The sequence below is a fragment of the Mesorhizobium sp. L2C066B000 genome, from assembly GCF_000502335.1.
Classification (GTDB): domain Bacteria; phylum Pseudomonadota; class Alphaproteobacteria; order Rhizobiales; family Rhizobiaceae; genus Mesorhizobium.
Window position 1 is genome coordinate 910,538 of the sequence record NZ_AYWZ01000001.1, and the last position, 26,597, is coordinate 937,134.

Annotated in this window: 30 protein-coding genes; 9 read left to right on the forward strand and 21 right to left on the reverse strand. The window is 62.6% G+C overall.

The genetic code is table 11. The features are described from left to right. From X733_RS161580 to X733_RS161540, 9 genes are all read right to left on the reverse strand, one after another. On the reverse strand, window positions 1-186 hold the full coding sequence (locus X733_RS161580) for a hypothetical protein (protein ID WP_023667982.1): 186 nt from the start codon (window positions 184-186) through the stop codon (window positions 1-3). 94 nt (window positions 187-280) lie between these two features. Beyond that, complete coding sequence (locus X733_RS161575; RefSeq protein ID WP_023681096.1) at window positions 281-1,321, reverse strand: UDP-glucuronic acid decarboxylase family protein; 1,041 nt, start codon at window positions 1,319-1,321, stop codon at window positions 281-283. Between the two features lie 23 nt (window positions 1,322-1,344). Next, complete coding sequence (locus X733_RS161570) at window positions 1,345-2,448, reverse strand: glycosyltransferase (RefSeq protein ID WP_023817806.1); 1,104 nt, start codon at window positions 2,446-2,448, stop codon at window positions 1,345-1,347. Continuing rightward, window positions 2,445-3,539 (reverse strand): glycosyltransferase, encoded by a 1,095-nt coding sequence (locus X733_RS161565; protein WP_023667985.1) that lies wholly within the window; start codon window positions 3,537-3,539, stop codon window positions 2,445-2,447. Before X733_RS161565 ends, X733_RS161570 begins: the two co-directional genes overlap by 4 nt. Continuing rightward, entirely contained in the window at window positions 3,536-4,666 is a 1,131-nt protein-coding gene (locus X733_RS161560; RefSeq protein WP_023817807.1) for a glycosyltransferase, read from the reverse strand. The genes X733_RS161565 and X733_RS161560 overlap by 4 nt, the downstream gene beginning before the upstream one ends. 2 nt (window positions 4,667-4,668) lie before the next feature. Beyond that, window positions 4,669-5,769: a glycosyltransferase family 4 protein gene (locus X733_RS161555; protein ID WP_023725528.1), complete on the reverse strand. Its 1,101-nt coding sequence runs from the start codon at window positions 5,767-5,769 to the stop codon at window positions 4,669-4,671. Further along, entirely contained in the window at window positions 5,754-7,046 is a 1,293-nt protein-coding gene (locus X733_RS161550; protein WP_023817808.1) for a TIGR04295 family B12-binding domain-containing radical SAM protein, read from the reverse strand. Before X733_RS161550 ends, X733_RS161555 begins: the two co-directional genes overlap by 16 nt. Beyond that, the gene (locus X733_RS161545; protein ID WP_023691444.1) at window positions 7,043-8,116 is read right to left on the reverse strand and encodes a GDP-mannose 4,6-dehydratase; all 1,074 of its coding nucleotides are present in this window, start codon (window positions 8,114-8,116) and stop codon (window positions 7,043-7,045) included. The genes X733_RS161550 and X733_RS161545 overlap by 4 nt, the downstream gene beginning before the upstream one ends. Beyond that, window positions 8,113-9,219, reverse strand: coding sequence for an SDR family NAD(P)-dependent oxidoreductase (locus tag X733_RS161540; protein WP_023681102.1), 1,107 nt, complete (start codon window positions 9,217-9,219; stop codon window positions 8,113-8,115). Before X733_RS161540 ends, X733_RS161545 begins: the two co-directional genes overlap by 4 nt. 217 nt (window positions 9,220-9,436) lie before the next feature. Here X733_RS161540 and X733_RS161535 point away from each other — a divergent pair, with 217 nt between their 5' ends. Then, entirely contained in the window at window positions 9,437-9,712 is a 276-nt protein-coding gene (locus X733_RS161535; RefSeq protein ID WP_023667991.1) for a hypothetical protein, read from the forward strand. Window positions 9,713-9,926: 214 nt separating this feature from the next. Here the strand turns inward: X733_RS161535 and X733_RS161530 are convergent, their stop codons facing one another. From X733_RS161530 to X733_RS161515, 4 genes are all read right to left on the reverse strand, one after another. Then, a complete protein-coding gene (locus X733_RS161530) occupies window positions 9,927-10,253 on the reverse strand; it encodes a low affinity iron permease family protein (protein WP_023687797.1) in 327 nt (108 codons plus the stop codon). 110 nt (window positions 10,254-10,363) lie between these two features. Next, on the reverse strand, window positions 10,364-10,846 hold the full coding sequence (locus X733_RS161525) for a DUF2269 domain-containing protein (RefSeq protein WP_023817809.1): 483 nt from the start codon (window positions 10,844-10,846) through the stop codon (window positions 10,364-10,366). After that, on the reverse strand, window positions 10,846-12,132 hold the full coding sequence (locus X733_RS161520; RefSeq protein ID WP_023817810.1) for an SDR family oxidoreductase: 1,287 nt from the start codon (window positions 12,130-12,132) through the stop codon (window positions 10,846-10,848). The genes X733_RS161525 and X733_RS161520 overlap by 1 nt, the downstream gene beginning before the upstream one ends. 165 nt (window positions 12,133-12,297) lie before the next feature. Beyond that, window positions 12,298-13,254 carry an NAD(P)/FAD-dependent oxidoreductase gene (locus X733_RS161515; RefSeq protein WP_031193031.1) on the reverse strand — a complete coding sequence of 319 codons (957 nt, stop codon included), beginning with the start codon at window positions 13,252-13,254 and terminating at the stop codon, window positions 12,298-12,300. A 188-nt stretch (window positions 13,255-13,442) separates the two neighbouring features. Here X733_RS161515 and X733_RS161510 point away from each other — a divergent pair, with 188 nt between their 5' ends. The 8 genes from X733_RS161510 to X733_RS161475 all read left to right on the forward strand — a co-directional run bounded on the left by X733_RS161510 (window position 13,443) and on the right by X733_RS161475 (window position 20,072). Continuing rightward, complete coding sequence (locus tag X733_RS161510; RefSeq protein WP_023667997.1) at window positions 13,443-13,784, forward strand: DUF768 domain-containing protein; 342 nt, start codon at window positions 13,443-13,445, stop codon at window positions 13,782-13,784. Between the two features lie 157 nt (window positions 13,785-13,941). Further along, window positions 13,942-14,976 (forward strand): ABC transporter substrate-binding protein, encoded by a 1,035-nt coding sequence (locus X733_RS161505; RefSeq protein ID WP_031193032.1) that lies wholly within the window; start codon window positions 13,942-13,944, stop codon window positions 14,974-14,976. Between the two features lie 10 nt (window positions 14,977-14,986). Further along, entirely contained in the window at window positions 14,987-15,754 is a 768-nt protein-coding gene (locus X733_RS161500; protein ID WP_023817812.1) for an ABC transporter permease, read from the forward strand. Next, entirely contained in the window at window positions 15,754-16,425 is a 672-nt protein-coding gene (locus X733_RS161495; protein ID WP_031249205.1) for an ATP-binding cassette domain-containing protein, read from the forward strand. The genes X733_RS161500 and X733_RS161495 overlap by 1 nt, the downstream gene beginning before the upstream one ends. After that, on the forward strand, window positions 16,422-17,597 hold the full coding sequence (locus X733_RS161490; protein WP_023817813.1) for an ABC transporter substrate-binding protein: 1,176 nt from the start codon (window positions 16,422-16,424) through the stop codon (window positions 17,595-17,597). The genes X733_RS161495 and X733_RS161490 overlap by 4 nt, the downstream gene beginning before the upstream one ends. Further along, window positions 17,585-18,547, forward strand: a complete 963-nt coding sequence (locus X733_RS161485) for a PQQ-dependent catabolism-associated beta-propeller protein (protein WP_023704603.1) — start codon at window positions 17,585-17,587, stop codon at window positions 18,545-18,547. Before X733_RS161490 ends, X733_RS161485 begins: the two co-directional genes overlap by 13 nt. Continuing rightward, the gene (locus X733_RS161480) at window positions 18,544-19,269 is read left to right on the forward strand and encodes an ABC transporter ATP-binding protein (protein ID WP_023817814.1); all 726 of its coding nucleotides are present in this window, start codon (window positions 18,544-18,546) and stop codon (window positions 19,267-19,269) included. Before X733_RS161485 ends, X733_RS161480 begins: the two co-directional genes overlap by 4 nt. Beyond that, window positions 19,266-20,072 (forward strand): ABC transporter permease, encoded by an 807-nt coding sequence (locus X733_RS161475; protein ID WP_023681112.1) that lies wholly within the window; start codon window positions 19,266-19,268, stop codon window positions 20,070-20,072. Before X733_RS161480 ends, X733_RS161475 begins: the two co-directional genes overlap by 4 nt. A gap of 1 nt (window position 20,073) precedes the next feature. On the opposite strand, the gene X733_RS161470 is transcribed toward X733_RS161475, so the two are convergent. From X733_RS161470 to X733_RS161435, 8 genes are read right to left on the reverse strand one after another with little or no spacing between them, the layout of a single operon-like run. Then, window positions 20,074-20,490: a c-type cytochrome gene (locus X733_RS161470; protein WP_023817815.1), complete on the reverse strand. Its 417-nt coding sequence runs from the start codon at window positions 20,488-20,490 to the stop codon at window positions 20,074-20,076. Next, window positions 20,471-21,349, reverse strand: coding sequence for a cytochrome c oxidase assembly protein (locus X733_RS161465; protein WP_023704606.1), 879 nt, complete (start codon window positions 21,347-21,349; stop codon window positions 20,471-20,473). Before X733_RS161465 ends, X733_RS161470 begins: the two co-directional genes overlap by 20 nt. After that, window positions 21,346-21,687: a hypothetical protein gene (locus X733_RS161460; RefSeq protein WP_023817816.1), complete on the reverse strand. Its 342-nt coding sequence runs from the start codon at window positions 21,685-21,687 to the stop codon at window positions 21,346-21,348. The genes X733_RS161465 and X733_RS161460 overlap by 4 nt, the downstream gene beginning before the upstream one ends. Beyond that, complete coding sequence (locus X733_RS161455; RefSeq protein WP_023704607.1) at window positions 21,687-22,292, reverse strand: cytochrome c oxidase subunit III; 606 nt, start codon at window positions 22,290-22,292, stop codon at window positions 21,687-21,689. Before X733_RS161455 ends, X733_RS161460 begins: the two co-directional genes overlap by 1 nt. After that, window positions 22,289-24,259: a cytochrome c oxidase subunit I gene (gene ctaD, locus X733_RS161450; RefSeq protein ID WP_023817817.1), complete on the reverse strand. Its 1,971-nt coding sequence runs from the start codon at window positions 24,257-24,259 to the stop codon at window positions 22,289-22,291. The genes X733_RS161455 and ctaD overlap by 4 nt, the downstream gene beginning before the upstream one ends. Beyond that, a complete protein-coding gene (gene coxB, locus X733_RS161445) occupies window positions 24,256-25,269 on the reverse strand; it encodes a cytochrome c oxidase subunit II (RefSeq protein ID WP_023668010.1) in 1,014 nt (337 codons plus the stop codon). Before coxB ends, ctaD begins: the two co-directional genes overlap by 4 nt. Next, on the reverse strand, window positions 25,266-25,799 hold the full coding sequence (locus X733_RS161440; RefSeq protein ID WP_023681119.1) for a c-type cytochrome: 534 nt from the start codon (window positions 25,797-25,799) through the stop codon (window positions 25,266-25,268). Before X733_RS161440 ends, coxB begins: the two co-directional genes overlap by 4 nt. Then, window positions 25,796-26,587, reverse strand: coding sequence for a substrate-binding domain-containing protein (locus X733_RS161435; protein ID WP_245274381.1), 792 nt, complete (start codon window positions 26,585-26,587; stop codon window positions 25,796-25,798). The genes X733_RS161440 and X733_RS161435 overlap by 4 nt, the downstream gene beginning before the upstream one ends. Between the last annotated feature and the right edge of the window lie 10 nt (window positions 26,588-26,597).

A 26,597-nucleotide genomic window follows, 5' to 3' on the forward strand; every position in this document is an offset into this window, starting at 1 on the left:
TCAATCCAGCCTTCGTAGCATGTCTGCTTCCTGCTCGAGAATAGCGGCCACTTCCTCGCGCTGCAGATGCGTCATCATCAGGCTGACGCAGCACTCGAGATAGGTGATCGAGGAGCGCCGCAGATAGGCAGCCGCCTCGCGTTCGGCAATCTTGTCGACATCCTTCGCGGGTCGCTTGGGTTGCATGAGGATGATCCTCCGTATCGGGTCCCTCCCGCCAAACTACAAGGTTGGATGGATGTTCCGCACGATCTCCGGGCAGGTCCGGCCGCGGCCCGCGTCATGCAGGAAGGTTCTGCAGCCCGCCTGCGGGTCTCCTTTTGGCAAGGCCTGTCATCTGATCGCCGATGCCGGTGCCTTCGAGCGCCGCGAAATAATCGATCGTCAGCTTGAGCCCTTCGTTGAGCGGCACTCTCGGCGACCAGCCGAGCAGCGTTTTCGCACGCGAAATATCAGGCTGCCTGCGCCGAGGATCGTCTTGCGGCAGGGGCAGAAATTTCAGATCCGACTTGGTGCCGGTCATCGCCTTCACCAATGCCGCCAGTCGCACGATGGTGAATTCTCCGGGATTGCCCAGATTGACCGGCTTGCCCGGATTGGGGTCGATGTTCATCAGGCGCATCAATCCATCAATCAAGTCGGAGACATAGCAGAAGGATCGCGTTTGCTGGCCGTCGCCGAATATCGTCAGCGGACGCTTCTCGAGCGCCTGCATGATCAAATTCGAGACGATGCGACCGTCGGCCGGATCCATTCTCGGACCGTAGGTGTTGAAGATGCGCGCGACGCGGACGTCGGCCTTGCCGGCCCTTAGATAGTCGAAGCAAAGCGTTTCGGCGGTGCGCTTGCCCTCGTCGTAGCAGGCGCGTGGGCCGGTGCAGTTCACATGACCGACGTAATCCTCCCTTTGCGGGTGTTGTTCCGGATCGCCATACACTTCGCTCGTCGAGGCCTGCAGCAGTCGCGCGTCATTGCGGACAGCGAGTTCGAGCAGGTTGAGGGTTCCGATCACGCAGGTACGCGTGGTGTGTATCGGGTCGGCCTGATAACGCGGCGGTGAGGCGGCGCAGGCCAGGTTGAAGATGTGATCCACGGGCTCGCCGAGATCCAGTGGCCGGCAGATGTCCTGCTCGATCAACCGGAAACCCGGCCGGTCCATGATCGAGATGATGTTTTCCATGCGCCCGGTCAGAAAATTGTCGACGCAGATCACGCGCCAGCCGTTGCGGAGCAATACTTCGCAAAGATGCGAACCGAGGAAACCCGCGCCGCCGGCAACAAGCACCGTCTTTGCCCTGTGCGCCTTTCTTGTCTGTCGCATCGCTGTTTTCTCCTGTCTGCCGTTCATGCTGCACTTCCAATGTCGAGATCGAGGGCCGTCGCCCTTGGTTGGGTCAGCGCCGCCACGAATTCGCGAGCCCTGGCCGCACCGGTGTGGGAAGCGAGGACGAGTTTGCGAGCCCGGCCGGCCATGGCCAGGCGTGCGCGCTCGGACTCGCCAACGAGGATATCGATGACTTCGTCCGTCTCCGCGGCCGTGTGGATCGCCGATGCAGGAAAGAAGCTGTCGAGCCCTGGCCAGCGGTCGCTGACGATGGGCGTGCCGCAAGCCGCCGCTTCGAACAGGCGCACGCTGGGCGACCATCCTGCGGTGATCATGGAACTGCGTGTGACATTCAGCGTGTAGCGCTGACGGCTATAGAACGCGGCGTGATCGGCGGGCGGCAAATGTTCGATGCGTTCGACATTGTCCGGCCAGATGATGTCGGATGGATATTGGGAGCCGGCCACGACGAAACGGAGGTTTGGCATATGCCGTGCGGGCTCGAGCAGCAGAGCGTTCAGCGTTGTCTGCCGGTCCATGCTGTAGGTGCCGAGATAGCCGAGATCCCAGCGGACCGGATCTCCTGTCGGGTGATGCCGTTCCGGATCGACCGAACAATAGAGAGGTTCGGCATGGCGCGCGCCGAAGTCTTGCGCCAGATGGTTGAGCGTTGGGCCGCCAGTGAAGGAGAAATAGACATCGAAATACGGAATTTGCCGCGAACTCAGATAATCGCAATCGTCGGCTGAAAGCTTGGCCAGGGTCACCGGGGTGTCGATGTCGTAAAAGCAGAGCTGCCCCTTGCAAAGCGAGGCGACGATGTCGATGACCTGGCGTCCTTCTGGAACAAAGGATCCGATGACGATGATGTCGGCCTGCTCCAGGCACTGTGCGTAGTCGCGTTGCAGCTCCGCAGTGGTTTCGTAGTAGCGCAAGGCGCAGAACTCCGGTTCGCGCAGATCGCGGTGATTGGCGTACCATGGCACGTTGCGCTCCAGAAAAGTCACGTGGTGACCGAGTCCGTGCAAGCCTTTCAAAAGACCTCGAAAAGTGGTGGCGTGACCGTTTCCCCAGGATGAGGACAGCGACAGGCCGAGAAAGACGATGTCCAGTTTCTTGGTCATTCCGCTGCCTCCACGGCCCCGTGCTCGAAATGACGTTTGAAGACGGCATCCGCCACATCCGCCCGAAGCGCGTAGGTATGGTCCGCCAGCACGCGGTGAAGTGCGGCTTGGCCGATTGCCTTGGCCCGACCGGGGGTCAGCGAGCGCATTATTTCGGCGACATCGCCGCCGTCACGCGCGACCAGGATCTCCTCGCCTGGTTTCAGGAACAGTTCCACGCCCAGCCATGCATCCGTGATGAGACAGGCGCCGGCGCCAGCCGCCTCGAACACTCGCGTGGCCGGTGAAAAACCGTTGGCGGCCATGCTATCGCGGCTGATGTTCAACACGGCTTTTGGGGTGACATTGAAGGCGTTGTGATCGCGGGTGCCGACATGGCCGAGCCAGCCTACATTGGTGGGGAGCGGCTTGTCGCCCCAACCCGAGCCTCCGAGCAGGAAACGCTGTTTCGGCAGCTGGCTGGCGGGATCGAGGAAAAACGATTCGACACGCGCTTCACGGTCCGGCAGCCGGTTTCCGAGGAACGCCAGGTCGCAGGCAAAACGCGCTTTGCTGGCGACCGGATGGTGCGTTTCGGGATCGAGCGCATTGTAGATGGGCACGCACTCCTTGGCGCCCATGGCACGATAGGCCCAGACAACGGGATCGCCGCCACCATAGGTCAGCACGAGGTCGATCTCCTGCAGTGCACGATGGAGCGGGTGGTCCGGCTCGTCGCGCAACTGGGCAAGCGTGGCTGGCGCATCCACGTCCCAGAATACGACAAGCGCGTCGCTGCGGGCGTGGTCGAGAACGGCGCGAAGCAGCGCCTCGTCTTCGAAACCGACGCCACTCGCCTTGACGACGATGTCGGCGCCGGCGGCACGTGCCGCGACCTGCATCAGCGCATGCTGGGTCGCCTCATAAACGACGACAGTGCACCAGTCGGGAGCTTCGATGTCGCGGTTCTTCTGCCGGTCGTAGACATCGGGTTCGTAGAACGTGATCTCGTAACCCAATTGCGAAAGTGCCTTGAGCAAACCGCGATAGTACGTCGCGGCACCGTTCCAGTAGGACGACAAAAGGCTCGATCCATAGAATGCGATCTTCATGCGACGGCTTCCTTTGCGGCTGTCGGGACGGCGGTGTGTCGGTTCGCGCATTGCGTGAGCACGCCGAGCAACTCGTCGACGCGGTGGCGGCAGGTGTGCCGCGAGCGGATGGTCTCGAGACCCGAGGTCACCAGGGAGGCCGCAAAGTCCTCGTCGGACAACACCGTCCGAAGCTGTTGCCGCATTTGCGAGCCATTCTCGGCAAACAGGAAGTCGACACCGGGCCTGAAAAGCTGCTCGACATCGGACCATGGCGCTGAAATCAGCGGAATGCCGCAGGCGAGTGCCTCGAACATGCGGATCGTCGGGATTCCGGGCAACCTCTCGCGATAGGGGCGCCGTGGGATGTGAAGTGTGACACGATGCGCGGCGAAGGCCTTCGGCACGTCGGCATTGGCGATCCACCCCTCATAGCGCAGTCCTGCGGTGGCCAGATCCGCAAGTGCGGTCTTGGGGTAGCGTACGCCGTGAACAGCGGCATCAAGGCCGAGATCGTGCACCGGCTCGATCAGAAACTCCTTGAGTTCGGCGGTCCGCTCATCATCGCCCCAGTTGCCGATCCAGACCAGATCGGAGGTGGGGTGGATCTCCGGGTGCGGCTTGAACAGGCGATCGTCCGCCGCTTCATGCCAAGTGAAGACGCGCTTGCCCCAGCCGGCGCGCAGATAGCTCTCGCGCAAGGTTTCGCCAAAGGCGAGAACGCCGTCATAGTGCTCCAGCCGGAGCGCCGAGAGTGCCTCGGTCGCAGACACGGCCCGGTGGTGGGTGTCGTGAAAAAGAAGGATGAAGTTGCCGCCGGCGGCCCGGGCACGGCCAATACGTGCGACAAGCTCCGGATCCGTCCACTCATGAACGATCACAACGTCGGCCTCGGCAATCCAGGCTTCGTGATCAAATCCGGCATCGTAGGTCACCGGCATCAGTTCGGGAAAATCCTTGCGGAAGCGTTCGATGGCGAACGACCCCTTCTCAGCCAGCAGATTCGACCGGCTCCAGCCATTCGCCGGCTCCAGCGCAATCGCCTGATGCCGGCGCTGGACCAGCTCTCGCATGACGCCGCGCAGGAAATGGGCATTGCCATGGTTCCAGTCGGAAACGACCGAGTGGGTGTAGAACACAAAGCGCATGATCAGCGCTCCGCCATCGCTAAGGCCGCTTTGTCGTAGACGCCGCGCATAGCCGCTGTCTGCTTTGTCAGCCTAAACCTGCGGCTGCGTCGGATGGCTGCCTGGCCAAGCTCTCGCCGGAGCTCGGCATCGCTGGAGAGACGGTTGAGGCAGGCAGCGAGATCGTGCGGATCGCGCGCGTCAAAGAATATCGCGGCCCCGTCCCATAGTTCGCGATAGGTGGCGATATCGGAAAGCACCAGGGGCGTAGCCGACATGGCGGCTTCCAGCGCGGCCAGGCCGAATGGCTCGTAGAGCGATGGCGATACGAAAATACCCGCGCGAGCCATCAACGAACGCACCTCATCGGACGGCACTGCTCCCAGAGGAACAGCATGGCTGAAGCTGACATGCTCGCCGTTTGGACCGTTCGTCGACCCGGCGGCAAACAGAGGCCATCGCGTCAGGGACGCCGCCTGATCGACCACCGCCGCATTTTTGCCCTCGTCCCACCAGCGGGCAGCGGCGAAGACGAGCGGTTGATGCTTTTCGGCCTTCGGCAGAGGACGGGCACCATTTCTGACCACACTCAAGCGCGCGATCGGGCCGTAGCAGGTCTCTAGCATGTCGGCATGGCTGCGGCTCGGCGCGATGACCGCGTCGGCCCGATCCATGCCGCGTCTGTTGCGCTCCTTCTGCCAGGCCCATGCGCCATCCGCCGCCTGTCCTCTGACCGCATGGAACCAAGTCGTCACGCAGGAATGGGAGACCACCACGACCGGGCATGGCGCGTCGAATCCCGCCGCCTGCGAAGGCGCGTTGAAATGGACAAGGTCGATGGCGTGGTCGCGCATGGGCGCATGCAACTCTCGCGGCAGCGCGTCGAGATCACCGCCGTTGCGGGTCATCCAATCCGGCGGCGTGTTCAGCCAGATCAGCTTCGCGAAAGCCTCCGCCTCGTCGGCCTGCTGCCTGGACGGTGGCGGACCGAGACCGGCAAGCACTACGCTATCGCCGCCGTTGACAAGTTCCCTGGCCAGGTCGAGCGCATAGCGCCACACGCCGCCCACGGCATCGACCGTCATCAGGATGCGCCGCGAGCGCGGCGTCAGTGTCCGCAACATGTCGCCTCCAGTTCCGCCAGCGGACGCGGGCGCCTTTCCTGGATGTCGCTGAACTTCTGGAATGATGCGAGATAGTGATCATGGGCGCGCTCCCAGGCGAGGTCGTCGGGTTCGCCCCAAAGCTCGCGATAGCTTGGCGAACTCGGATATGGATAAAGCGGTACGGGTTCATTGGCCCACACGCCGTTGTCGATGAGGTGCGTTCGCCAGTAGTCCACAAGGGCAGGGTCATCCTCGACGACGCCGATCAGATTGGCCTGTACGAACGGAACGTGACGCCTCGCATTGACGAGCAGCGCGGCAAGTTCCTCGGTACCCAGCCGGCAGCGTTTCGCCAGCATCGCACGACCTTCCACGGTCAGGCTTTCGAGGCCGGCCTCGATGGAGACGCAGCCAGCCGCACCGAGCAGTTCCAGCAGCTCGGGTTTCCAAAGGTCGATGCGGGTCTGCACACCGAACTTCACGTCGCGATGGATCAACGCTTCCAGCAGCGCTTTCTGCGGCAGGAAGATTTCATCGATGAAATAAATGTAGCCGACGCCCTGGGCAATCAGCCCATCGATTTCCGCTATGACCGCCTCGTGGTTTCGGCGGCGATAGGCATCGCGGAAATCGATCTTGGCGCAGAAGCTGCAATTGTAGGGACAACCGCGCGATGCTTCGACCTCCGCGCCGAACCCAACCTGATTGTCATCGAACCTGTGATGGTGATGCGAATGGGCAGCGATCCAGTCTGATGGCCATTGGAGTGGCGGATGATCGACAAACGAGCTGGCGTGGACGCCGCCGGTCAAAACCACCTTGGCCTCGCGCAGGTAAGCGGTCGAGGGCACCGCGCTCCAGTCGTCGCGCCGGGCAAGTTCCGCGACGATTTCCTCGCATTCGCCGCGCACAACAATGTCGACGCCAAGCTTGCGCAAGGTTGGCGCGGGCGTAGCCGAGCCATGCGGCCCGACCGCGACTGTGCGTCCACCGCGCCCGGCGAGACGGTTGAGGAAATCGGCCGGCACGCGCAACTCGGGTGGTGCGCAGCGCCAGAACAGATAAGTCGGGGCGGTACTGACGACCGTCATTGCAGGCGCGAAATCAGCCACACGCTCGGAGAGGTCCGAGTTGTCGAGCTTCTGCAATTGCCCATCCAGCATCAACACCTCATGGCCGGCTGTTTCGAGGAGGGATTTCGAATAGCCGAGTTCCAGCGGGAGATGTGGTTGGCGGCAGCCGAAATAGATGCTGTCGTCATAGGTCCAGAACGGGTTTACCAGGGCGATTTTCATGCGACGTATCTCACGACTTCGGGGCGAGGCTGGAGCCGGTGTTGTTGCAGCCAGTCTGCGAGATCGCGAATGCCTTCGCGCCATGAAACACGAGCTTTCCAGCCAAGCATCGCTTTGATCTTGCGGGTGTCGGCGACGAAGAAGGGCTGATCGCCGGTGCGTTCGCCATCATGGCGGATCGAAAGCTCACGGCCGGTCAAGCTACGGATCTCGCTCAACAGCATGCGCAGGCTGATCGCATTATCGGGGCCGCCGCCAAGATTGAATGCCTGTCCTTTGGTCGTCTCGATACGATCGAGCGTGGCCCTGTAGGCGGCGACCGCATCGGAGACATGCAGTATGTCGCGCACTTGTCTGCCGTCGCCGTAAATGGTGATTGGACGTCCCGTCAGCGCACTCAGCAGGAAGTGCGCGACCCAGCCTTGATCCTCGGTTCCGAACTGGCGCGGCCCGTAAATGCAGCTCATCCGCAGCACCGCCGTCGGCATGCCGTAGGATTTGGCATAGTCGAGCACATATTGGTCCGCCGCGCCTTTGGAGCAGCCATAGGGCGTGCAGAAATCCAGGCCGTGGGTCTCGTCGATGCCATTCGCTTGGATGATGCCGTCGCAAGGCAGGTAACGATCGCCGTCCTCGCGAACCGCGACGTCTGGCAGGCTGCCATAGACCTTGTTGGTGCTGGCGAAGACCACCGGCACAAACTCACTGCTCAGCCGCGCCGCCTCGAGGACATTGAAGGTCCCTCGAAGGTTGATATCGAAATCCTCGTCCGGTTGGACCAGGCTCGTTGTGACGGCGGTTTGCGCGGCCAGGTGGAAGATCGCCTTGGAACTCTTCAGAACGGGCGCAAGCGCGTTGGCGTCGCGCACGTCAATCGTTTCGACCATGAGGCGGCTTCCGTGTTTCTGCGCCAGCCATTCAAGGTTCTGTTCGACGCCGGGGCGGCTGAGATTGTCGATCACCAGCACCGGCTCGCCATCCGACAACAGGCTGTCGGCCAGGTTCGATCCTATGAAGCCGCTGCCGCCGACAATGGCGACGGGCGCGTCGCGTCGATTGCGCGTATTCATGACACCAGCCCACGTTCTTCAAGCTCGCGTTTCATGTCGGCGCCGCGGTCGATGGCGGACGAGTTGCGCACCCAGGAAACGAAATCGGCGAGCGAATTCTCCAGTTGTTGCCTCGGCTCGAAACCGAGCAGCTCACGGGCCTTGGAAATATCGGCGAAGCAGTTGCGGATATCCCCGGAGCGCGCCTTGCCGAGCAACTCTGGCGAGCGGTCCGGCGTTCCCATGGCCTCGGCAAGTACCCGCGCGACGTCGCTGATAGCATAGGCTCGGCCGCTGCCGATGTTGATGACGTGACCCCTTGCCTGGCGTTGCTGCAGCGCAAGACGAAAGGCGCGGGCGACATCATCCACATGGACGAAATCGCGTTTCTGTTCGCCATCCTCGAAGATCATTGGACGTTGGCCGTTGGCGAGACGCGAAGCAAAATTGGCCAACACGCCGGTATAGGGGTTCGACAACGCCTGGCCGGCGCCGAAGACGTTGAACAGGCGCAGCGCGACCGCATCGATGCCATAGGCTTCGCCGAAGATCAGCACGGCGCGTTCCTGGGCGTATTTCGTCAGCGCATAGATAGAGGCGAGGTCGACCGGCTTTTCCTCGTCCGTCGGCAGGGGGGAGAGGGGCTCGCCTTCCGGCGACAGCGGATTCCACTGCCCGTTTTTGATGTCGCTCGCCTTGCGCCGGGCATTGTCGATGCGCCGGCCGTCCGATGTAGCATAGAGGCCCTCGCCATAGACACTCATCGATGAGGCGACGACAATGCGCTCGACCGGGTGTTTGATCAGCGCCTCAAGCAGCGTCGCGGTGCCGAGATCGTTGGTGCCGACATAGCGCGCGATCTCGTACATCGACTGTCCGACGCCGACTTCCGCGGCCAGATGAATGACCGCGTCAACGCCTTCCAGCGCCTTGGCGACCGCCTCCCGGTCCCGAATGTCGCCCTTGATCAGCTCGGCCCCGGCGGGAAGGGCGACTGTTTCGCCTGCGTGCACCTGCTCCAGCAGCACATCCAAAATGCGAACCGAATAATCCTGCTCGATGAGTTCCTGGGCGACATGCCGGCCAATGAAGCCGCAGCCCCCTGTAACCAATATCCGTTTCACGACCACTCCTCAGACAGGTAATCTTGGCGACCCGAACTTTTCGGCAAAAGGTTTGTTCCCTTGGCTTCAACAAAGTTCCTTTGGCCGGCTTCGTTCGGAAGCAGCCACATCGCGCTCGCCGCGCCGTGCCGGAACATTGCCGCCCTTGTGCTGTTAGGACGCCGGCAGCCCCGACGATGCCCGATGTTGGCAACGCCGATGATCAAAGGAGATTTCAATGTCCCAGTCGCAAACGACCACCAATCACGACGAAATCCGCAAATGGGCCGAGGAGCGGGATGGACGGCCGGCAGTGGTTCGCACCAAAGGCGCGGGCGGCATCCTGCGGATCGACTTCGGCAAACCCGAGGAAGCATTCGAGCCGGTCGAATGGGACGAGTTCTTCCGCATATTCGACGAGAACGATCTGGCCTTTCTTTACCAGTCCAAGACTGGTGACGGACAAACCAGCCGTTTCAACAAGTTCGTCGAGCGCAACCAGAAAGGCGAATGACGCACTTCGAGCCGGCCGATTTGCCTGACCTGGTTCTCGGGCAAATTTTTCTGGATCAGTGGAACAATAGAGGGCTCCGATCCTTCGGTCGCTGAACCACAGGCGCAGCAAGGATCGAAGGCCTGGGCCTGAGCGCAGGAGGCGGCGGGGCTGGATAGGCGTCAAAAGCTGGAAACCCGCTACTCGTCCTGCCGTGAAACCAAAACGCCGCTCATCAGTCGTCCTGCTGCTTGCGGTGGCGGTGTTTTTCGATTTCCTCGGGCTCTTCATCGTCGATCCGCGTGATGTTCGAGGCATTGTGGTCTGATCGCAGGATCTCATCCAGTTTGGCGTGAATGGCCTGAGTGTCGCGGTGCTCGGCACGCTGGATGAACAGCGTCATGGCCCACGTAAACAAGGTAGCCGCTCCATGCCAGTCCAGGGTCTGTCGCTCGAAGATCATCCAAAGGATTGCGTAGACCAACAGGATCAGGAATGCCGCGGGGCGGGAGGTTAATGTGCCGATTGAGGTAAGCACGCCGGTGACGGGATGATTGGCCATGCGAAAGAACTCGCGGCAGTGACCGTGGTTCCCGACCGCAGTGCATCGCGCCGGCACGAGCCAGCTAGGCGCGACGGATGAATTCACGGCGCAGTGCTTGCCGATCGCAGCTACAACGATGACCACTCGATTGCCGGGCGCGCAATCATCAGCCAGAAAATGGCGAGCACGGCGCCGAAAGCTGGGAAGCCGAAGACAAACCAGCGTCTGAACAGCTGATGGTAGCGCTCGGGAGGAGGTTGGTTGGAGAGTGCGGCCTGTGTGGCTAGATTTCGCATCTCGATCTGTATCCACACGACAGGCAGCCAGAACAGGCCCGTTAAGATGTAGAGCAGGATCGAGAGAACGATCCATCCTTCGGACAGCGAATACCCCGCAACCCTAGCGAGGCCCAGTCCGGTCAGAGGTTGTGCGACAACGGCCGTAGCCGTGAACAGGAAATCAGCCAGCACGACAATTCGGGCGACAGCTGCGATCGTCGCGGCATTCCCGGTCCGGTGTGCCAAAAGCATGAAAAAAGCAATGCCGGCACCAGTTCCGAGCAGCACAGCAGCGCCGATCACGTGCAGGTATTTAAGCACGAAGTACATCATCAGCGTTCCTCCAGAATGGCCAGCGCTGCAAAATGCAGAACGAGGATCGGGAGGATTTTGATCAGCGGCCCGAGTGGCTCAAGCCAAAGATCCGGCCGCAGAATGCTCCCAGCGGTCGCATAGAAAAGCGATACCGCGATTGCGCCGAAAAGACCAAGCCGGCTGGTTGGGCGCCAGGCGATAAGCGCCCCGACGGCGATGTCAGCCAGCGCGCCGGCGACTACCGCCGGTTCGGCCAAGGGGCCGGCAGCAGTGCCAATCAGCAAGTCAACTCCGCTGCGCCAGCCGGCGGTGAGGGAAATGATGCCGGTCATGATCCAGAAGAGCGGCAAGACGACAAAGAGCGCCGGCTTGACAAAGTAAAGACCGGCGAACCATCGCTCCTGCACGGTCGCAGGATTTAAACGCAGTGCAGATGTAAGACTTGATGGTTGAATGCCGGTCGCCGTCATCCACGGCTGGGGATCGCCGACAGCGCCACGGGCAATCTCTTTTGCTGCATTGCTGCGCATCGGCGGGCGCCAGCCCAGCTGAGCCGCGGCATCCCCGAACCTGTACAAGATAGCTGCGGCCCAATTCGGCAAGATGAACTCCCGAGCACTGCTCCATCCGAACCAGCGGCGATAGCGACCCACGACCTCGCTCATCGAAAGTGCCTCGGGCCCAGCCAGGTCCAGCGTGAGGTGCGATGGGCGGCCGGGTTTGAGGAAGAACAGGACGGTGGAGATGACGTCATCGAGTTGGACGACTTGGAGACGGCCCGTGCCGGGCATCAACGGCAAGAGCGGCAACGCCGCGAGGCCGCGAAAAAGTGCACTTGCGCCGAAGGCCGGCCTTCCCAGCACTACGGAGGGGCGCAGGATGACCCAGTCAAGGCTACGTGCCATCAGTGCTTCATCGCCAGCAAGCTTGCTGGCGGAAAAGGCGGACGGCTGCTGGCGATCGACCCCGATGGCAGAAAAGTGAATCACCTTGTTCACTCCTGCTTGCTCACACGCGGTGAAGAGAGCCGAGGCGCCGGTAGAATGGACATGCCGGGTGTTTTCCCGGGCACTATCCTGCAGGACGCCGGCACAGTTTACGACGGCGTCCACACCGGCGAGATAGGGGATCCAGTCCTGAGGTCGCAAGGCCCGCGCCATATCCAGGGAAACGGTTTGGATCTCCGGGTGGACGCCAGTGTCTGCGTGGTGAAGCACGCGAACCACTTCATGACTCTCGCCGGCCAGGCGCGCGCAAAGCGCGGCTCCAATCAGACCTGACGCGCCGGTGACGAGAATTTTCATTCCTTCCTCCAGCCGTTCGCCAGCGCGTGCCCGTCCATCAACCCAGCGGCTGCGCCTGGGAGAACTCTAGCAAAGCCGAAGCCGGTAGTCTCACGCCGGGTGGAACAGGTTCCGGGCATCAACGCAGCCAAAGGTGAGCCGGTACGGTGCGTTCGCATCTGCAGGTCAACTTCGCCGGAAGTTCGTCGCCGGCTCGGCGCAATCGCGGAGGTCGTTATGAATGTGAGTTGCAGCCTTGGCGGCGTCTCCGAACGCAACAGCAATTTGATTGAGCCCCTCGGCCACGTCGCCAATGGCATAGAGTCCTGGCGTTGAAGTCTCAAGGTGTCGGTTGACCAGGACATAGCCTTCTGCGTCACAGTCAGCCCGCAGAGCAACCGCTAGTTCGGAGCGTACGTCGCTGCCCATCGAAGGGTACACCACATCGATGTTGCGCATCGGGGCGCCCTCGGCCATGACGACATCGAACCCGGTTCGTCGAGGGATCAGGTCATCGACAGCGTCCCAGATTTCAACTCCGCCTGCCAAGGCGGCGCCGCGGGCAGCTTCGGAAACATCATCCTGGTTATTGGCGAGCAAGGCGACCTGACTGCCATATCCCTTCAGGAACAGAGCCTCCCTGACGGCGAGATGCTCCGGACCAACAACGCCGATGCGGCTACCCCGGGCCTCATATGCATCGCAAACCGGGCACAGTCTGACAATGCCGGTTGCGATCGCCTCCTCCAGTCTTTCAATGGGAGGTGCCTTGTCCACAATGCCCGTTGCCAGAATCACGCGCCTTGCTTGGACAATCCCGCAGGTGGTCGTCAGAACAAAAAACCCCTCGCGTTTTTCGGCGTGGCCTACGCAACCATGGACAAGGCTCGCGCCGTATAGCTGTGCCTGGGCTCGTAGGCGGCCGAGCAGTTCTTCCCCGCTGATGCCGTCGGGGAAGCCGGGACAGTTACGGGATTTTGGGATGAGCTTGGCACGCGCATGCCCCGCGTCGAGCGAGATCACCGAACGCAGAAACCTGGCTAAATACATGGCTGCAGCGAGCCCCGCGGGGCCGCCGCCGACGATGGCAACGTCAAAAACTTGTTCGCCCGAAAAACTTGGTTCGCCCGAAAAGCTTGGCATAGGGCCTAACTTCAACTCAACGAGCTTGTTCCACAGGGTCGAAATGGACGCAATCAGGATGCACACTGCGCGATAAGAGTGAACTCCAATCGAGTCGTGAAGAGAAAGGCCACTGCCTCATCAAGCCTGCAAAAACCTCGTGGCTCCCAACGCTGTGAGTACAGCGCCACTGGGAAAGTGAACGCATCATGGAACTTCGGCTCATCGTCGCGCTTAGTTTGGCGAAAGGGTGGTCTGAGATGAGCGCGACCAGAGAGTTTTTTCAAAACTGGCTACAGGAGAATGTCGGCACACTTCCTGGTCGAGAGGAAGTCAGCGTCGCGGTGCTCGCTCAGCAATTCGAGCAAGATGCCGAGGTGGCTGGTTATGGGCGTGAAGTAAGGGAGGACGAACTCGGAAACATCGAAGATGCTATCGTGCAAGCGATCGAGAACGCCGGGTCCGGGGTGCAGAGCCCGAGCTCCGAAAAGAGCGATCCGGCACCTGTAATGGACGCGTTGGAGGTCGATGATGCCAAGAGCGGACCGTAGCCCCTGACACCTTCTTCTGTTCGCCTGAACAAGCCCCCCGGGCTGCTATACGAGCCGAAAAACGGACCTTAGGTGCTTTCCCGTTAGTTCCATGCACCATCGGGGAACATTCCTGCCGCCACCGCGTTAGGAAAGTTCCTTCACACCCGGTGCGCCCGTGCTGACTGCTACCCTTCCAGGCGAATGGCTGACCCGGCATGATCAGGGTCACATCTCGCGGCGGGCCGCTCTTGCGGGTATTTGTTGCTGGCTATTGGGTGCTTCCGCTGAAGCCGCGCCACAGCCATCGCCGCTCGTGCGATTTGGCGTGCTGGGATTTGGCACCGCCGCCTGGGAAGTTGACGTCATGCGGCGACATGCGTTGGACGCTGTGCACGGCGTATCAATCGAGGCTCAGCGGCTTGCCGGGACCGAAGTCGGTAAGACCGCATTGCTGGCGGGCAGCGTCGACGTCATCGTTTCGGACTGGGTGTGGGTCATGCGCCAGCGCAGCGAAGGCGCTGATCTGGTGTTCTATCCCTATTCTCGTGCCGTCGGCGCGCTGGAACTGCCGCAAGGCTCGTCCATTCGAACTCTTGCGGACCTCAAGGGCAAAAGGCTGGGGATCGCAGGTGGTCCGCTGGACAAAAGCTGGATCCTGTTGCGCGCGCTCGGCCTCCGTCAGGTGAAGCGCGATCTTGCTGAAGAGGTGGAGCCAGTGTTCGGCGCGCCGCCTTTGTTGGAGCAGGAATTTCTGGCGGGGCGACTGGATGCACTGCTGACGTTCTGGAATTTCGCCGCTCGTCTCGAGTCAGAGGGGGCAAGGCCTCTGCTCAGTGTCGCGCAAATCCTGCAGGGGCTTGGCGTATCCGTGGACTTGCCGATGCTCGGCTACGTCTTCCATGAAAGCTGGGCGCGGGCCAACCCGATAGCCCTCGCGCGATTCACGAGCGCGACCGCGGCAGCGAAGTCGCTGCTCGAGTCTTCGGACGACGAGTGGCGGGTGCTCGCGCCTCAATTGGGCACGGACGATCCTCACCTACAGGCGGCGTTACGCGCCGCCTATCGAGCCGGAATCCCTCGTCGTTTCGGCAAAGACGAACGTGATGGCGCGGCCCGGTTGTTTGCAATCCTGGCCAAATTGGGCGGCGAGGATCTGGTCGGCAAGGCGACGAGCCTCGATCCTGGTGTCTTCCGGGCCATACCGGCTTGAGCTCGCGCCAATGACCGATGTCCCAGCGTTCCCCATCACAATGCAGCGTTGGCAATCGGCTGCGGCATTGCTGACCATGGTGCTCGTCTGGCAGATTGCATCATCGATCGCCGCCGATCGGCTGTTTCCTGGTCCGGTCCAGGTTGTTTCGGTTCTCCTGCACGAAGCGGTTCGGGGCGAGCTGCCATACCATTTGGGCATCTCGCTTGCGCGCGTCGTGGCAAGCCTCGGGTCGGCAATAGTCATCGGCGCGGCCCTTGGCTACGCGGCAGGCCGCTCGCACAGAGCCGACATATGGATGAGGCCTTGGATCGTCTTACTCCTCAACATGCCGGCGCTGATCACGGTCATTCTAATTTATATCTGGCTTGGTCTTGCCGAGACCGCGCTTGTCCTTGCGGTCGCGCTCAACAAGATCCCCAATGTCGTGGTGACTATTCGTGAAGGCGCCAGCCGGCTGGACAAGGACTTTGCCGAAATGGCTGAGCTCTATCGCTTCGGGCGTGCTGCAAAGCTGCGGCATGTCGTGCTGCCGCAATTGGCGCCGTTCTTTCTCGTCACCCTGCGCAGCGGGCTGGCATTGACGTGGAAGATCGTGTTGCTCGCCGAACTGCTCGGCCGCTCCAACGGCGTCGGGTTCCAGCTACAGGTCTATTTTCAGAACTTCGACGTCACCCACATCCTTGCCTATGCGATCAGCTTCGGCGTTGTGATGCTTGCCATAGAGTATGGACTGCTTGTGCCGTTGGAACGTCGTCTGTTCGCTTGGCGACGCTGATGCTGAGGATCAGGATCGAGGACAAGACTTTCCCCGGTGACGACGGCCAGCGCCGGACGATCTTTCGCGCGCTGTCGCTTGATATAGCCGACGGACAGGTCTGCGTCCTGACCGGCCCTTCCGGTGTCGGCAAGTCGACGCTGCTGTCGATCGTTTCGGGCGTCGACCGCGAATTTCGCGGCAGCGTGAGCGGACGACCGCTTCCGATAGGCATGCTGTTCCAGACACCGAGGCTGCTGCCCTGGCTCACCGCCTTGCGCAATGTAGAGCTGGCCATCCCGGATCGCGCGCCCGATGCGGCCCGGTGGCTTGCCGCTGTCGGTCTGAAAGGCAATGAGAAGAGCTATCCGCAGCGACTCTCGGGCGGTATGGCGCGGCGCGTAGCGCTTGCCCGGGCGCTCGCCATGGAGCCTGCGCTACTCCTCCTCGACGAGCCATTCGCTTCACTCGACGAGGCGACCGCGCAAGCCATGCGCTGCCTGCTGCAGGATTGTTTCGCCAGTCGGCGGACTACCACGCTGCTGGTTACGCATGATCTCGCATATGCCTCGTCGCTGGGTGATCGGGTTATTGTTCTGGAGGGATCGCCGGCGCGCATCGTGCGCGATGTCGCAATCTCTCGTGGCGATGAAGCGGGATCGTCGCGCTTTGGGCTGGGGGCGACACAATGAGACTGTTGCTGGGCCTTCTCTTTCTTTTGCTGATCACCGGCCCTGGCGTCACCGAGCAACAGACGATGGTGATCGGGTATATCGGCCAGGAGCGCAAACCGGCTCTGCCCCTTGGACCCCTTGATGAAACCGTCACCGACGACGGCCTGCAAGGCGCACGGCTCGGCATTGCCGACGACGAAAGCACCGGCCGGTTTCTTGGGCAGAAATTTCGGCTGGAGGAAAGGATATTGAAACCAACCGAAACGCCGGACGACGCGGTAAGACAATTCGCCGATGCCGGCATCGCCTTTGTCGTCGCCGATCTCGACGCCCGTCAGCTTCTACAGGCCAGTGCCGCGCCCGGTGCCGAGCAGATGACGTTGTTCAACAGCCGGGCGCCGGACGACGAGCTTCGCCAGCAGGACTGCCGTCGGAACGTGCTGCACACGATCCCGAGCCGCGCCATGCTCGCCGACGGGCTGGCGCAATATCTCGCCTGGAAGCGCTGGCAGCGTTGGTTCCTGCTTGTGGGGCCGCATTCGCAGGATCAGGCGATGGCTGCGGCCTTTCGACGGGCGGCGGCTCGCTTCGGAGCCGAGATCACGATCGACCAGCCGTGGACATTCAGGCCCGCCAACGGACGTGCCGATACAGGGCATGTCACGCTGCAGACCGAAATACCGGCGGTCACGCAGGTCAGCGACTATGATGTGCTCGTGGTCGCCGACGAGGCGGATGAATTCGGCGCCTATCTGGAGGGCCGCACTGCGCTGCCGAGAATCGTCGCCGGCACGCAAGGGCTTGTCGCCATAGGCTGGAGCGCTGTCAGCGAGGAATGGGGCGCCACGCAACTGCAGGACCGTTTCCACAGGCAGGCAGGGCGCTGGATGTTGCCCAGCGACTACGCGGCCTGGCTCGCTGTGCGCAGTATCGGCGAAGCGGCGACGCGCCTGCACAGTCTCGATCCCGCGGCAATCGGCAGATATATACGCGGCGACGCGTTTCTTCTCGCTGGCTTCAAGGGGCAGGGGCTTAGTTTCCGTCCTTGGGACGGACAGATGCGCCAGCCCATTTTGATCGCCGGGCCTCGCCTCTTGATTTCCAGCTCACCGCAACCGGGTTTCCTGCATCAGCGCACGCCGCTCGACACGCTGGGCATCGACCTGGAGGAGAGCACATGCAAGTTCTGATGACGCTGTTGTTGGCGGCGTTCGCTCTTGCTGCTCCCGCCGCCGCCGAGACCATCTACGTTTCCAATGAGCAGGATAATACCGTCGCGGTCGTCGACGGCGTGACAATGACTTTGCTGGCGACGATCGATGTCGGCCGCCGTCCGCGCGGGCTGGCGCTGTCGATCGACAACAAGATGCTTTTCGTCGCGGAAGGCGACGACAACCGCATCGACGTGGTCGACGTCGCGAAGCGGCGGGTCGTCGGGGAACTGCCTTCGGGAGCCGATCCGGAATTCTTCGCAGTCCATCCCGATGGCAAGCGGCTGTTCGTCGCCAACGAGAATGACAATCTGGTGTCGGTGGTGGACATCGCCGCGGCCAAGGTCATCGGCACCGTGGATGTCGGCGTCGAACCGGAAGGAATGGCGGCCAGCGCCGACGGCCGCTATGTCGCCTGCACTTCGGAGACCACCAGCATGGTGCATCTGATCGACGCAGGCACGCTTGAACTCGTCGACAATCTGCTGGTCGATACCCGGCCGCGCGCGGCTTTATTCTCGCCGGACGGTAAGCAATTCTGGGTGTCCTCGGAGATCCGGGGCACCGTCACCGTCTTCGACACGGCAACGCGCGCGCAGACCGGCAAAGTCGAGTTCGAGGTGCCGGGTATACGACGCGAGGGTGTGCAGGCGGTCGGCATGGCGACGTCCCGCGATGGCACGACCGTCTATGTGGCGCTCGGCCCCGCCAACAGGATTGCGGAAGTCGATGTGAAAACGTTGACGGTCCGTCGGCTCTACCTTGTTGGTCAACGACCCTGGCACGTGGCGCTCTCCGGCGACCAGAAGCGCCTGGTCAGCGCAAACGGGAATTCCGGCGACATCTCCTTCATCGATCTGGAAAACCAAGAGGTGGTGAAATCGCTGCCGGTGGGGCGGGGGCCGTGGGGCGTCGTGATCGGGCCATGAACGCCTTGTCGGTCGAGAATCTGGGCCATAGTTTCGGAAACCGGCGGGTTCTCGACGGCGTCTCTTTCTCTGTGACCCAAGGCAGGATGTGCATCTTGCTAGGCCGCAACGGCGCCGGCAAGACGACGCTGTTCTCGCTGATCACCGGTCTTTATCACGCCCGCTCCGGCTCGGTGCATGTCTTCGACCAGGCGATGGATGTCAACCCGTCCGCCGCGTTGGCGCAGATGGGCGTCGTCTTCCAGTTGCCGACCCTCGATCTCGATCTGACAGCCGGCGAGAACCTGCGTTACCACGCGGCCTTGCATGGGCTTAGCCAGGCCTTGAGCAAGGAGCGCTCCATCCACGAACTCGGCCGGCTGGACGTGCTGGACAGGATCGACGATCCTGCCCGAGCGCTTTCCGGGGGGCAGCGTCGCCGTGTCGAGATAGCACGCGCTCTGATGCATAGCCCACGCCTTTTGCTGCTGGACGAGCCGACCACCGGGCTCGACGTGCCGGGCCGCCGCGCGCTCGAGCGGCACGTGCGGGAGCTTTGCCGCGAGCGCGGCATTGCCGTCCTGTGGGCAACACATTTTCTGGAAGAACTAACGGCGGATGACGATGTGGTGGTGCTGCATCGAGGCACAATGCGGTGGGCCGGCCGCGCCGATCGTCTGGCTGCCGATCTCGGTGTAGCGAGCACGGGCGAGGCCTTCGCGTCGCTGACGGAGTCCGAATGAAAACGTCTCACGCGGTGCGCGCGCTCAACGGCATCCTGCGCAGGGAGATGCTGCGCACGTTGCGGCAACGCGGTCGGCTGCTCTCGGCGATGGTGCGGCCGCTGGTCTGGCTGGCAATCTTTGCCGCTGGCTTCCGCTCCGTTCTCGGTCTGTCGATCACGCCACCCTACCAGACCTATGTTCTCTATGACGTGTATGTGGTGCCCGGGCTAGCGGCCATGATGCTGCTCTTCCATGCCATGGCGAGTTCGCTGGCCATGGTCTACGATCGCGAGATGGGCAGCATGCGCTTGTTGCTGACCGCACCATTGCCGCGCTGGTACCTGCTTGCGGCGCGCCTGCTGGCCAGCGTGATCGTCGGCGTGCCGCTGGTCTATTTGTTTCTGTTGATCGCGCGTTTCTGGGATGTGCGGCCGCCCGTTCTCGGCTACGTCGCGGTATTTCCGGCGCTCGTGCTGGCGGGCCTGATGCTTGGCGCGTTCGGCCTGCTTGTCTCCTCGGTTTCGACACAGATGGAGAACTTTGCTGGTGTCATGAATTTCGTCATCTTTCCGGTGTTCTTTGCCTCGACGGCGCTCTATCCGCTGTGGCGGCTTGCCGAGGCGGGACCGGTGCTGGCAACAATCGCCGCCTGGAACCCGTTCAGCTCGGCGGTCGAGCTGATACGCTTCGCGCTCTATCTGCGGTTCGATCCTGTCGCGGCGATTGTGGTCCTTGGCTGCCTCATCGCCTTCTTCCTCGCGGCGGTCATCGGCTACGATCCCGGCCGCGGCTTGTGGTCCCGGCGCGGCGGCGAGGGCTGATTTACCTCAAAGCATAGAGATAAGCGGCGATGTCCCGCGCCTGTTGCTCGGTGATCCTCGTCGACGGCATGGCCGTGTGCGGATTGACTTCCCTCGCCGAGCGTATCCAGCGGATCATGTTCTCCGGATTGTTTGCCAGCAGGCCACCGATAAAGACCCTGTCGGCAAGGCCACCGTCCAGGCGGGGTCCGACCTGGCCTTGCGCACCCGGCACGCCGGGTATCGTATGGCAGCCGGAGCAGCCATTCGCCGTCATGATTGGAATGGCGCGGGCGCCTACGCCGCCGGTCGCCGCATCCGACTCGTGCCGGACGCGCTCGCGCCTGTCGGACCACAAAGTCGCCGCTGCGACAGCCGCAGCCAGCAGCAGGATTGCGGCAAGGGCGCGCCCGATCAGCCTACCCAGGTCTGAGCGCATGTGTTGCCTCCCTGGTTGCGCTGCTGCTTATCCAGAGGCCGGCGAGCAGCAGGGCGGCGCCGCCATAGATCAAGCCGGCCGGAACCCACATTACCAATCCGGCGAGCTGCTGGTCCTCGATCGCGGTCAGGCCCCACAACGCGGCGCCGGCGCCATTCTCCGGATACCAGAGTTTGGGCGACATCAGCAGCAGGACACCGAGCAGGCCGGTATGAAGCGAGGTGAAGAAAAGATGCATGACGGAGCTGCCATAGGTCTGCTGTCGACCGGGGCGCGGAAGGAGCGCCCACCAGAACAGCAAGGCTGTGCCGAGGAAGCTCGCATGCTGGGCATAATGAAGAAAGCCCTGCTGGAGCGCTGCCTGGAACAACGCCGGAATGTGCCAGATCCAGATGGCGACGCCGTGAATGATCGTCGCGTTGAGGGGGCGGATCACCAGGGCCCAAACCGATTGCAGCGTCTTTGCGCGCGTGAGCTTGCCCGTTCCGCGGCGAAGTGAGGCCGGCAAGGACCAGAGCAGGACTGCGCCTGGGCAAGCGGCGACAAGGAGGGGCGCCGCCACCGCCATCAGCAGTTCATGCTCGATCATATGGGCGGCAAACACCCGCTCGCCGAGCGCGTGGATGGGGCTGACCAGTGCTGCCGTCAGCACGCCCCAACCGGCGGCGAAAAACAACGCCTGCCGCATCCGCTCGGGACGGCCTCGGCTGCTGCGGCGCCACAACCGAGTCGCTCCGATGGAATAAAGGAAGGCAATCGCGGCCAGCGGAAACGTGATGGGAAATGCGAGCGTCCATCCGGCCTCGGGCGCGCCGGCGCCGTAGCAGATCGAGGTCGAGAAGAACGCGTCGAAGCTCATCGCAGGCACTCGTCGAGAATGAGAGCCGCGCTGCCTTGCACGATGATGACGAGGGCAAACAGCAATGCCGCAAGCATGCCGAGATCGGCGACGAACTGCTCGGTGCTGCGCGTGCGCTCAGGCTTGAAGGCGGCGCCGCCCTGCCGCTTCGCCCGCCATGACAAGGCACCGCCGAGCAGCGAAAGCACGGCGAGCACCAGTGCCACGGGAAGCACCACCGGCACCTGGCGGTTGCACTGCCATGGTACGAGTGCGTAGTTCAGCTGCGTCGAGATTGCCCAAGCCATCGGCCCCGACAGAAGACCAGCCCAGGACGTTCCCATTTTCAACGCACGCATCAGCCTAGCCTCGGCATCCAGTAGATGAGCAGATAGATCGGGATCCAGGTCAGCACCACGAAATCCCAATAGAAGACATTGTCGCCGACATCGCCGAAGCGCCGGCCGCTATAGCCATGGCGTGTGAACATCAGCACCGTCAAAACGATGGTGTCGCCGACATCGGTGATCAGGTGTGTGGTGTGCAGCCCGAGCAGCACCCAGAGCATCGAGCCATAGGCGTTCGTGTCCCAGTAGATGTTCAGCGCCGGGAATTCGAACCAGCGCACGACAAGCGGGGCCAGACCGAGCAGCGACATCACCACCAGCCCGATCCGCACCGGCACGATCGCGCATTGCTTGGCGTAGCCGTGGAGGATGTGGTTCGGCACCACGCTGATGATAAACAGGATGGTGACGATCGTCCCGGGCCAATGGTTGGGTTCCGGGGCGCTTAGACGCCAATTGGGCCACAAGGTCGCGAGATAGAGATAAGCGCCGGCGGCCAACGCAAAGCCCATGCCTTCCAGCGCCATGAAGCCGAGCGTTCCCCACCAGGTCGGGCTGCGCGGACCATGTCCAAAGGTTGGGAGGTCCGAAAGATCCAAGCTGGGACGCTCACTCATCCCTCATCCTCCGGGTCGTCCTTGGGCCAGAACCAGCCGATCAAGGTGATGGCGATCGGCGCGGCGCCCCAGACGATCGCCCAGGGCGTGAAGATCGAGTAGACAAACGTACTGCCGACGGCGATTGCCGCCAGCAGCGGCCAGATCGACGGTGTCGCCGATTTCTCGCGAATGTCGGGGTGGGCTTCCGCCACGGTTGAGATCAATAGCTCACGGACATCGACGCGGAGTCCGGTCGCCACAGGCAGCGCCTCCCGTTCGGCCCAGAGCGGCTCGACATGTGTGACAATCGGTATCCGCGCGAAATTATAGCTTGGCGGCGGCGAAGACGTCGCCCATTCGAGCGTACCGGCATCCCAGGGATTGTTTCCGGCCAGCGCGCCCTTCAACGCGCCGTGTACAAGATTGAAAGTGAACAGTACGAAGCTGAGGAAAAAGAGCACCGCGCCAGCGCTGATGAACATGTTGATGTTGCCCCAGCCAAGCTCGGCCGGATAGGTGTAGACCCTTCGTGGCATGCCCCAGAGCCCGACGAGATGCATTGGAAAAAAAGCCGCGTTGAAGCCGATGAAAGCCAGCCAGAAATGCCAGCGCCCGAGACGCTCGCTCATCATGCGGCCGCTGATCTTGGGGAACCAGAAATAGGCCGCGCCCAGCAGCGGGAAGACCGAACCGCCGATCAGCACGTAATGGAAATGGGCGACGACGAAATAAGTGTCGTGCACCTGGAGGTCCAGCGGCACCGAAGCGAGCATGACGCCGGTGAGGCCGCCGATGACGAAGATGAAAAAGAAGCCGAACACGAACAGCAGCGGCGTGCGGATCACCGGCCTGCCGTCCCACAAGGTCGCCAGCCAGCAGAAGATCTGAACGCCATTGGGGATGGCGATCAGCATGCTCGACGCGGTGAAGAAGCTGGCGCCGAGCTTGGGTAGCCCCGTCGCGAACATGTGATGGACCCAGAGGCCGAACGAAAGGAAACCGACGGCGATCAGCGACAAGACCAGCCCGAGATGCCCGAACACGGGACGCCGGGCGAAGACCGGGATGATCGCGGAGACCATGCCCGTCGCCGGCAGGAAGATGATGTAGACCTCGGGATGGCCAAAGAACCAGAACAGATGCTGGAAGAGCAGTGCGTCGCCGCCCTCGGCGGGGTTGAAGATATGTGTGCCGACCAGCCGGTCGAGGATCAGGAAGGTCGAGGTGATCATCACCGCGGGCATGGCGAAGACGACGACGAAGGAGGTAACCAGCATTGCCCAGACGTAGAGCGGAATCCTGTCCAGCGACATGCCGGGGGCTCGCTGCTTGAACACGGTGACGATGGTTGCCACCGCGACCGCCAGCGAGGATACTTCTGTATAAGTGATCATCTGGGCCCAGACGTCGGCCCGCTTGCCCGGCGCGAATTCGGGGCCTGACAGCGGCACATAAGCAAACCAGCCGACGTCGGGCGCCATGTTGAGCGCGAAAGACACCCAGGCAAATATACCGCCCGAAACATAGATCCAGTAGCTGAACGCGTTCAGGCGGGGAAAGGCGATGTTGCGGCTGCCGACCATCAGCGGGACGAGATAGATGCCTGTCGCCTGCACGATGGGCACGGCGAACAGGAACATCATGGTCACACCATGCATCGTGAACAGCTGGTTGTAGAGGTCCGGGCCGATCAGACCGCGCTGCGGCCCTGAGAGCTGGATGCGCATGGCGACAGCGTTGAGCCCGCCCAGGCACAGAAACACGAAGGCGGTGATCAGATAGCGCCGTGCGACGACCTTGTGGTCGACGCTCGACAGCGCGCCGATGATGCCGGGGGGCGTGCGCCATGTCCGCGCCAGCCAGCGATCCAGGCTGGCATCGTCCATGCCGGTGTCGCGCGGTCCGTCATGCTCGGGTGCGACGTCGCCTGTGGCGGGCGTTTCGCGCGGCAGGTCGCGTTCGCTTGTGAGGTCCGCGCTGCTCATTTAAGCGCCTCGAGGTAGGCGACCATGGCGTTGAGTTCGTCGCCGCTGAGCTCCACCACCGGCATGTGGGATCCGGGCTTGATGCCCTGTGGGTCGGCTATCCAGGCGGCGAGATTGCCGCGGCTCATCGTCAATGTCCCGGCGGCAAGCGTCTGCCGGCTGGCTATATGGGTGAGGTCAGGGGCGACCGTTCCTCCGGCAGGCGTGCCGCCTATTCTGTGACACATCACGCAAGGGCGCTTCAGAAACAGATCCTGGCCGGCCTTGGCCTCGTCCCCCGTCGGAGTAGCTGCCGGCTGCAACTGGTCGTTCCACCAGGCGTCGAACTTCGCACGCGGCTCGGCGATGATGAAGGTGCCCATGTTTGCGTGCTGCGCCCCGCAGAACTCGGCGCATTGACCTCGGTAAACACCAGGCTTGTCTGCCTTGAGGTCGAGCACGTTCATGTGGCCGGGAATGAGGTCGAGCTTGCCCGAAAGGCTCGGAATCCAGAAGGAATGGATGACGTCGGTCGAGGTCAGAAGAAGCCGCACCGGCTCTCCGGCGGGGATATGGATCTCGTTCGCCGTGGTCAGGATGCGGCTTGGCGTGGCATCCTCATAGCGCACCTCCCACCACCATTGATGGCCGGTGACCCGAATGGTCAGTGCGGCATCCGAGCCGATCGCGGCGAGCGTCCTGTTGGCGAAGAAGCTCAGCAAGGTCAGTCCGATCAGGACAATGGCGGTCAACCCGACGGCGGTCATCACCGCGCGCAGCTTCCGGTCGTCGGCGCCGGCCTTGATCGCGAGCGGCTCCGCCTGCGCGCGCGAGCGCATCATCAAGGGCACGACGAGGGCGATCATCACCAGCACCCACACCACGGCGCAGAGCGCGGTGAAGAACCAGATCAGCCATGCCAGTTCGCTCGCCGCAGGACCTTTCGGGTCGAGGGCGGATTGCCAGCCCGCGCATCCCTGGAGCAACAGAGCGCCGGCGGTGGCGAACGCCATCGAGACGAGACGTTTCACGGCGACTTCCCCAGCGTGGCCGCGTCGGGCATGCGGTTTTCCGACGGATGCGCCATCATGTCGTCATTGCGTTGCGGCGCGGCGGAAGACGGCGCGTTGCCGCTCAGCGAGCGCACGAAAGCCGCAAGCTCCCAGATCTGGTCGTCGGGAATCTTGTCGCGGAAGCTCGGCATGCCGTTTGGCCGACCGTCGCGGATCGTGGCATGGATGCTTTCGATCGAGCTGCCATAGAGCCACTTCTGGTCCATCAGGGCCGGCCCCATGCCGCCGCCGCCATTGGCGTGGCATCCCGAACAGTTGAACCAGCCGAAAAGCCGTTTCCCTTCGCTCATGTGGAAGGCGTTGGCCTCGAAGCTCGCCGCCTTGTTGTCGCTGGCGGGGGGGCGCTGTCCGCCGGGCTCCAGCGTGGTCACAGGCGTCGGCTGCTCGCCCGATCCGAGCGCCGATTGCGGGCGCGTGTCACGTTCCTCGCGCTGGCAGGCAGCGAGCGCCAGGACTGGAAACAGGAGCATGGCCACCGCGGCTCTCATCGCACCGGGCTCCCCGAGGGATCGAGGCGGGGCACGCCATACTGTGACAGCAAGGCATCTATCTCGCCCTTGTGCCTGGACAGGGCGCCATTGACATCGCCGCGCAGCGCATCGTCTTCGCGGCGGACGCCCATCGAGATGTCATAGATCATCGGCAGTTGCGGTCCATCGATGCGGGGCGCAACCGGCGTGATGCGGAGCGGCACCTTCTGCCTTGCGGCGAAGTAGCCGGCGAGGGGGCCCCAGACCACGGCAAGGTCGATCTCGCCACTCGCCACCGCTTCGACGATGCGCGCCGGCGGGTTGGGGGCGGAATAATCGCCATAGACCGGATAGCCAACGAGGTGCCCGACGATACCGCGGCGGCCAAGCGCCTGGACCGGAGGCGAATTGGCGCCATCGTTGCCGATGAGCTGAACACCGATCCGCATGTCGCGCAGCCGCGGATCATTGAACGATGCTACGTCGGGGCCGTCCCTGCGGGTGACGAAGACATAGGACGATCGGTAGTAGGGCGTGGTGGTGCGCAGCATTTCGAGGTTGCTCGGCGTGCCCGGCACGAGATCGCACAGGCCCGCCTTCAGCGTGTTGCGGATGAAGCCGCGACGCTGCGCCCACCAGGTATAGGTCAGCTTGGCGCCGAGATCGGACGCAACGATTTCGGCGATCCTGTTCTCGAAGCCCTGACCTGCCGCGTTGGAGAACGGCAGGTTGTTCGGATCGGCGCAGACCCTCAGCTCACGTGCGTCGGCTGTGGCCGTCAAGAACACGAAGGCGATCGCGGCCATGCCGATCGCC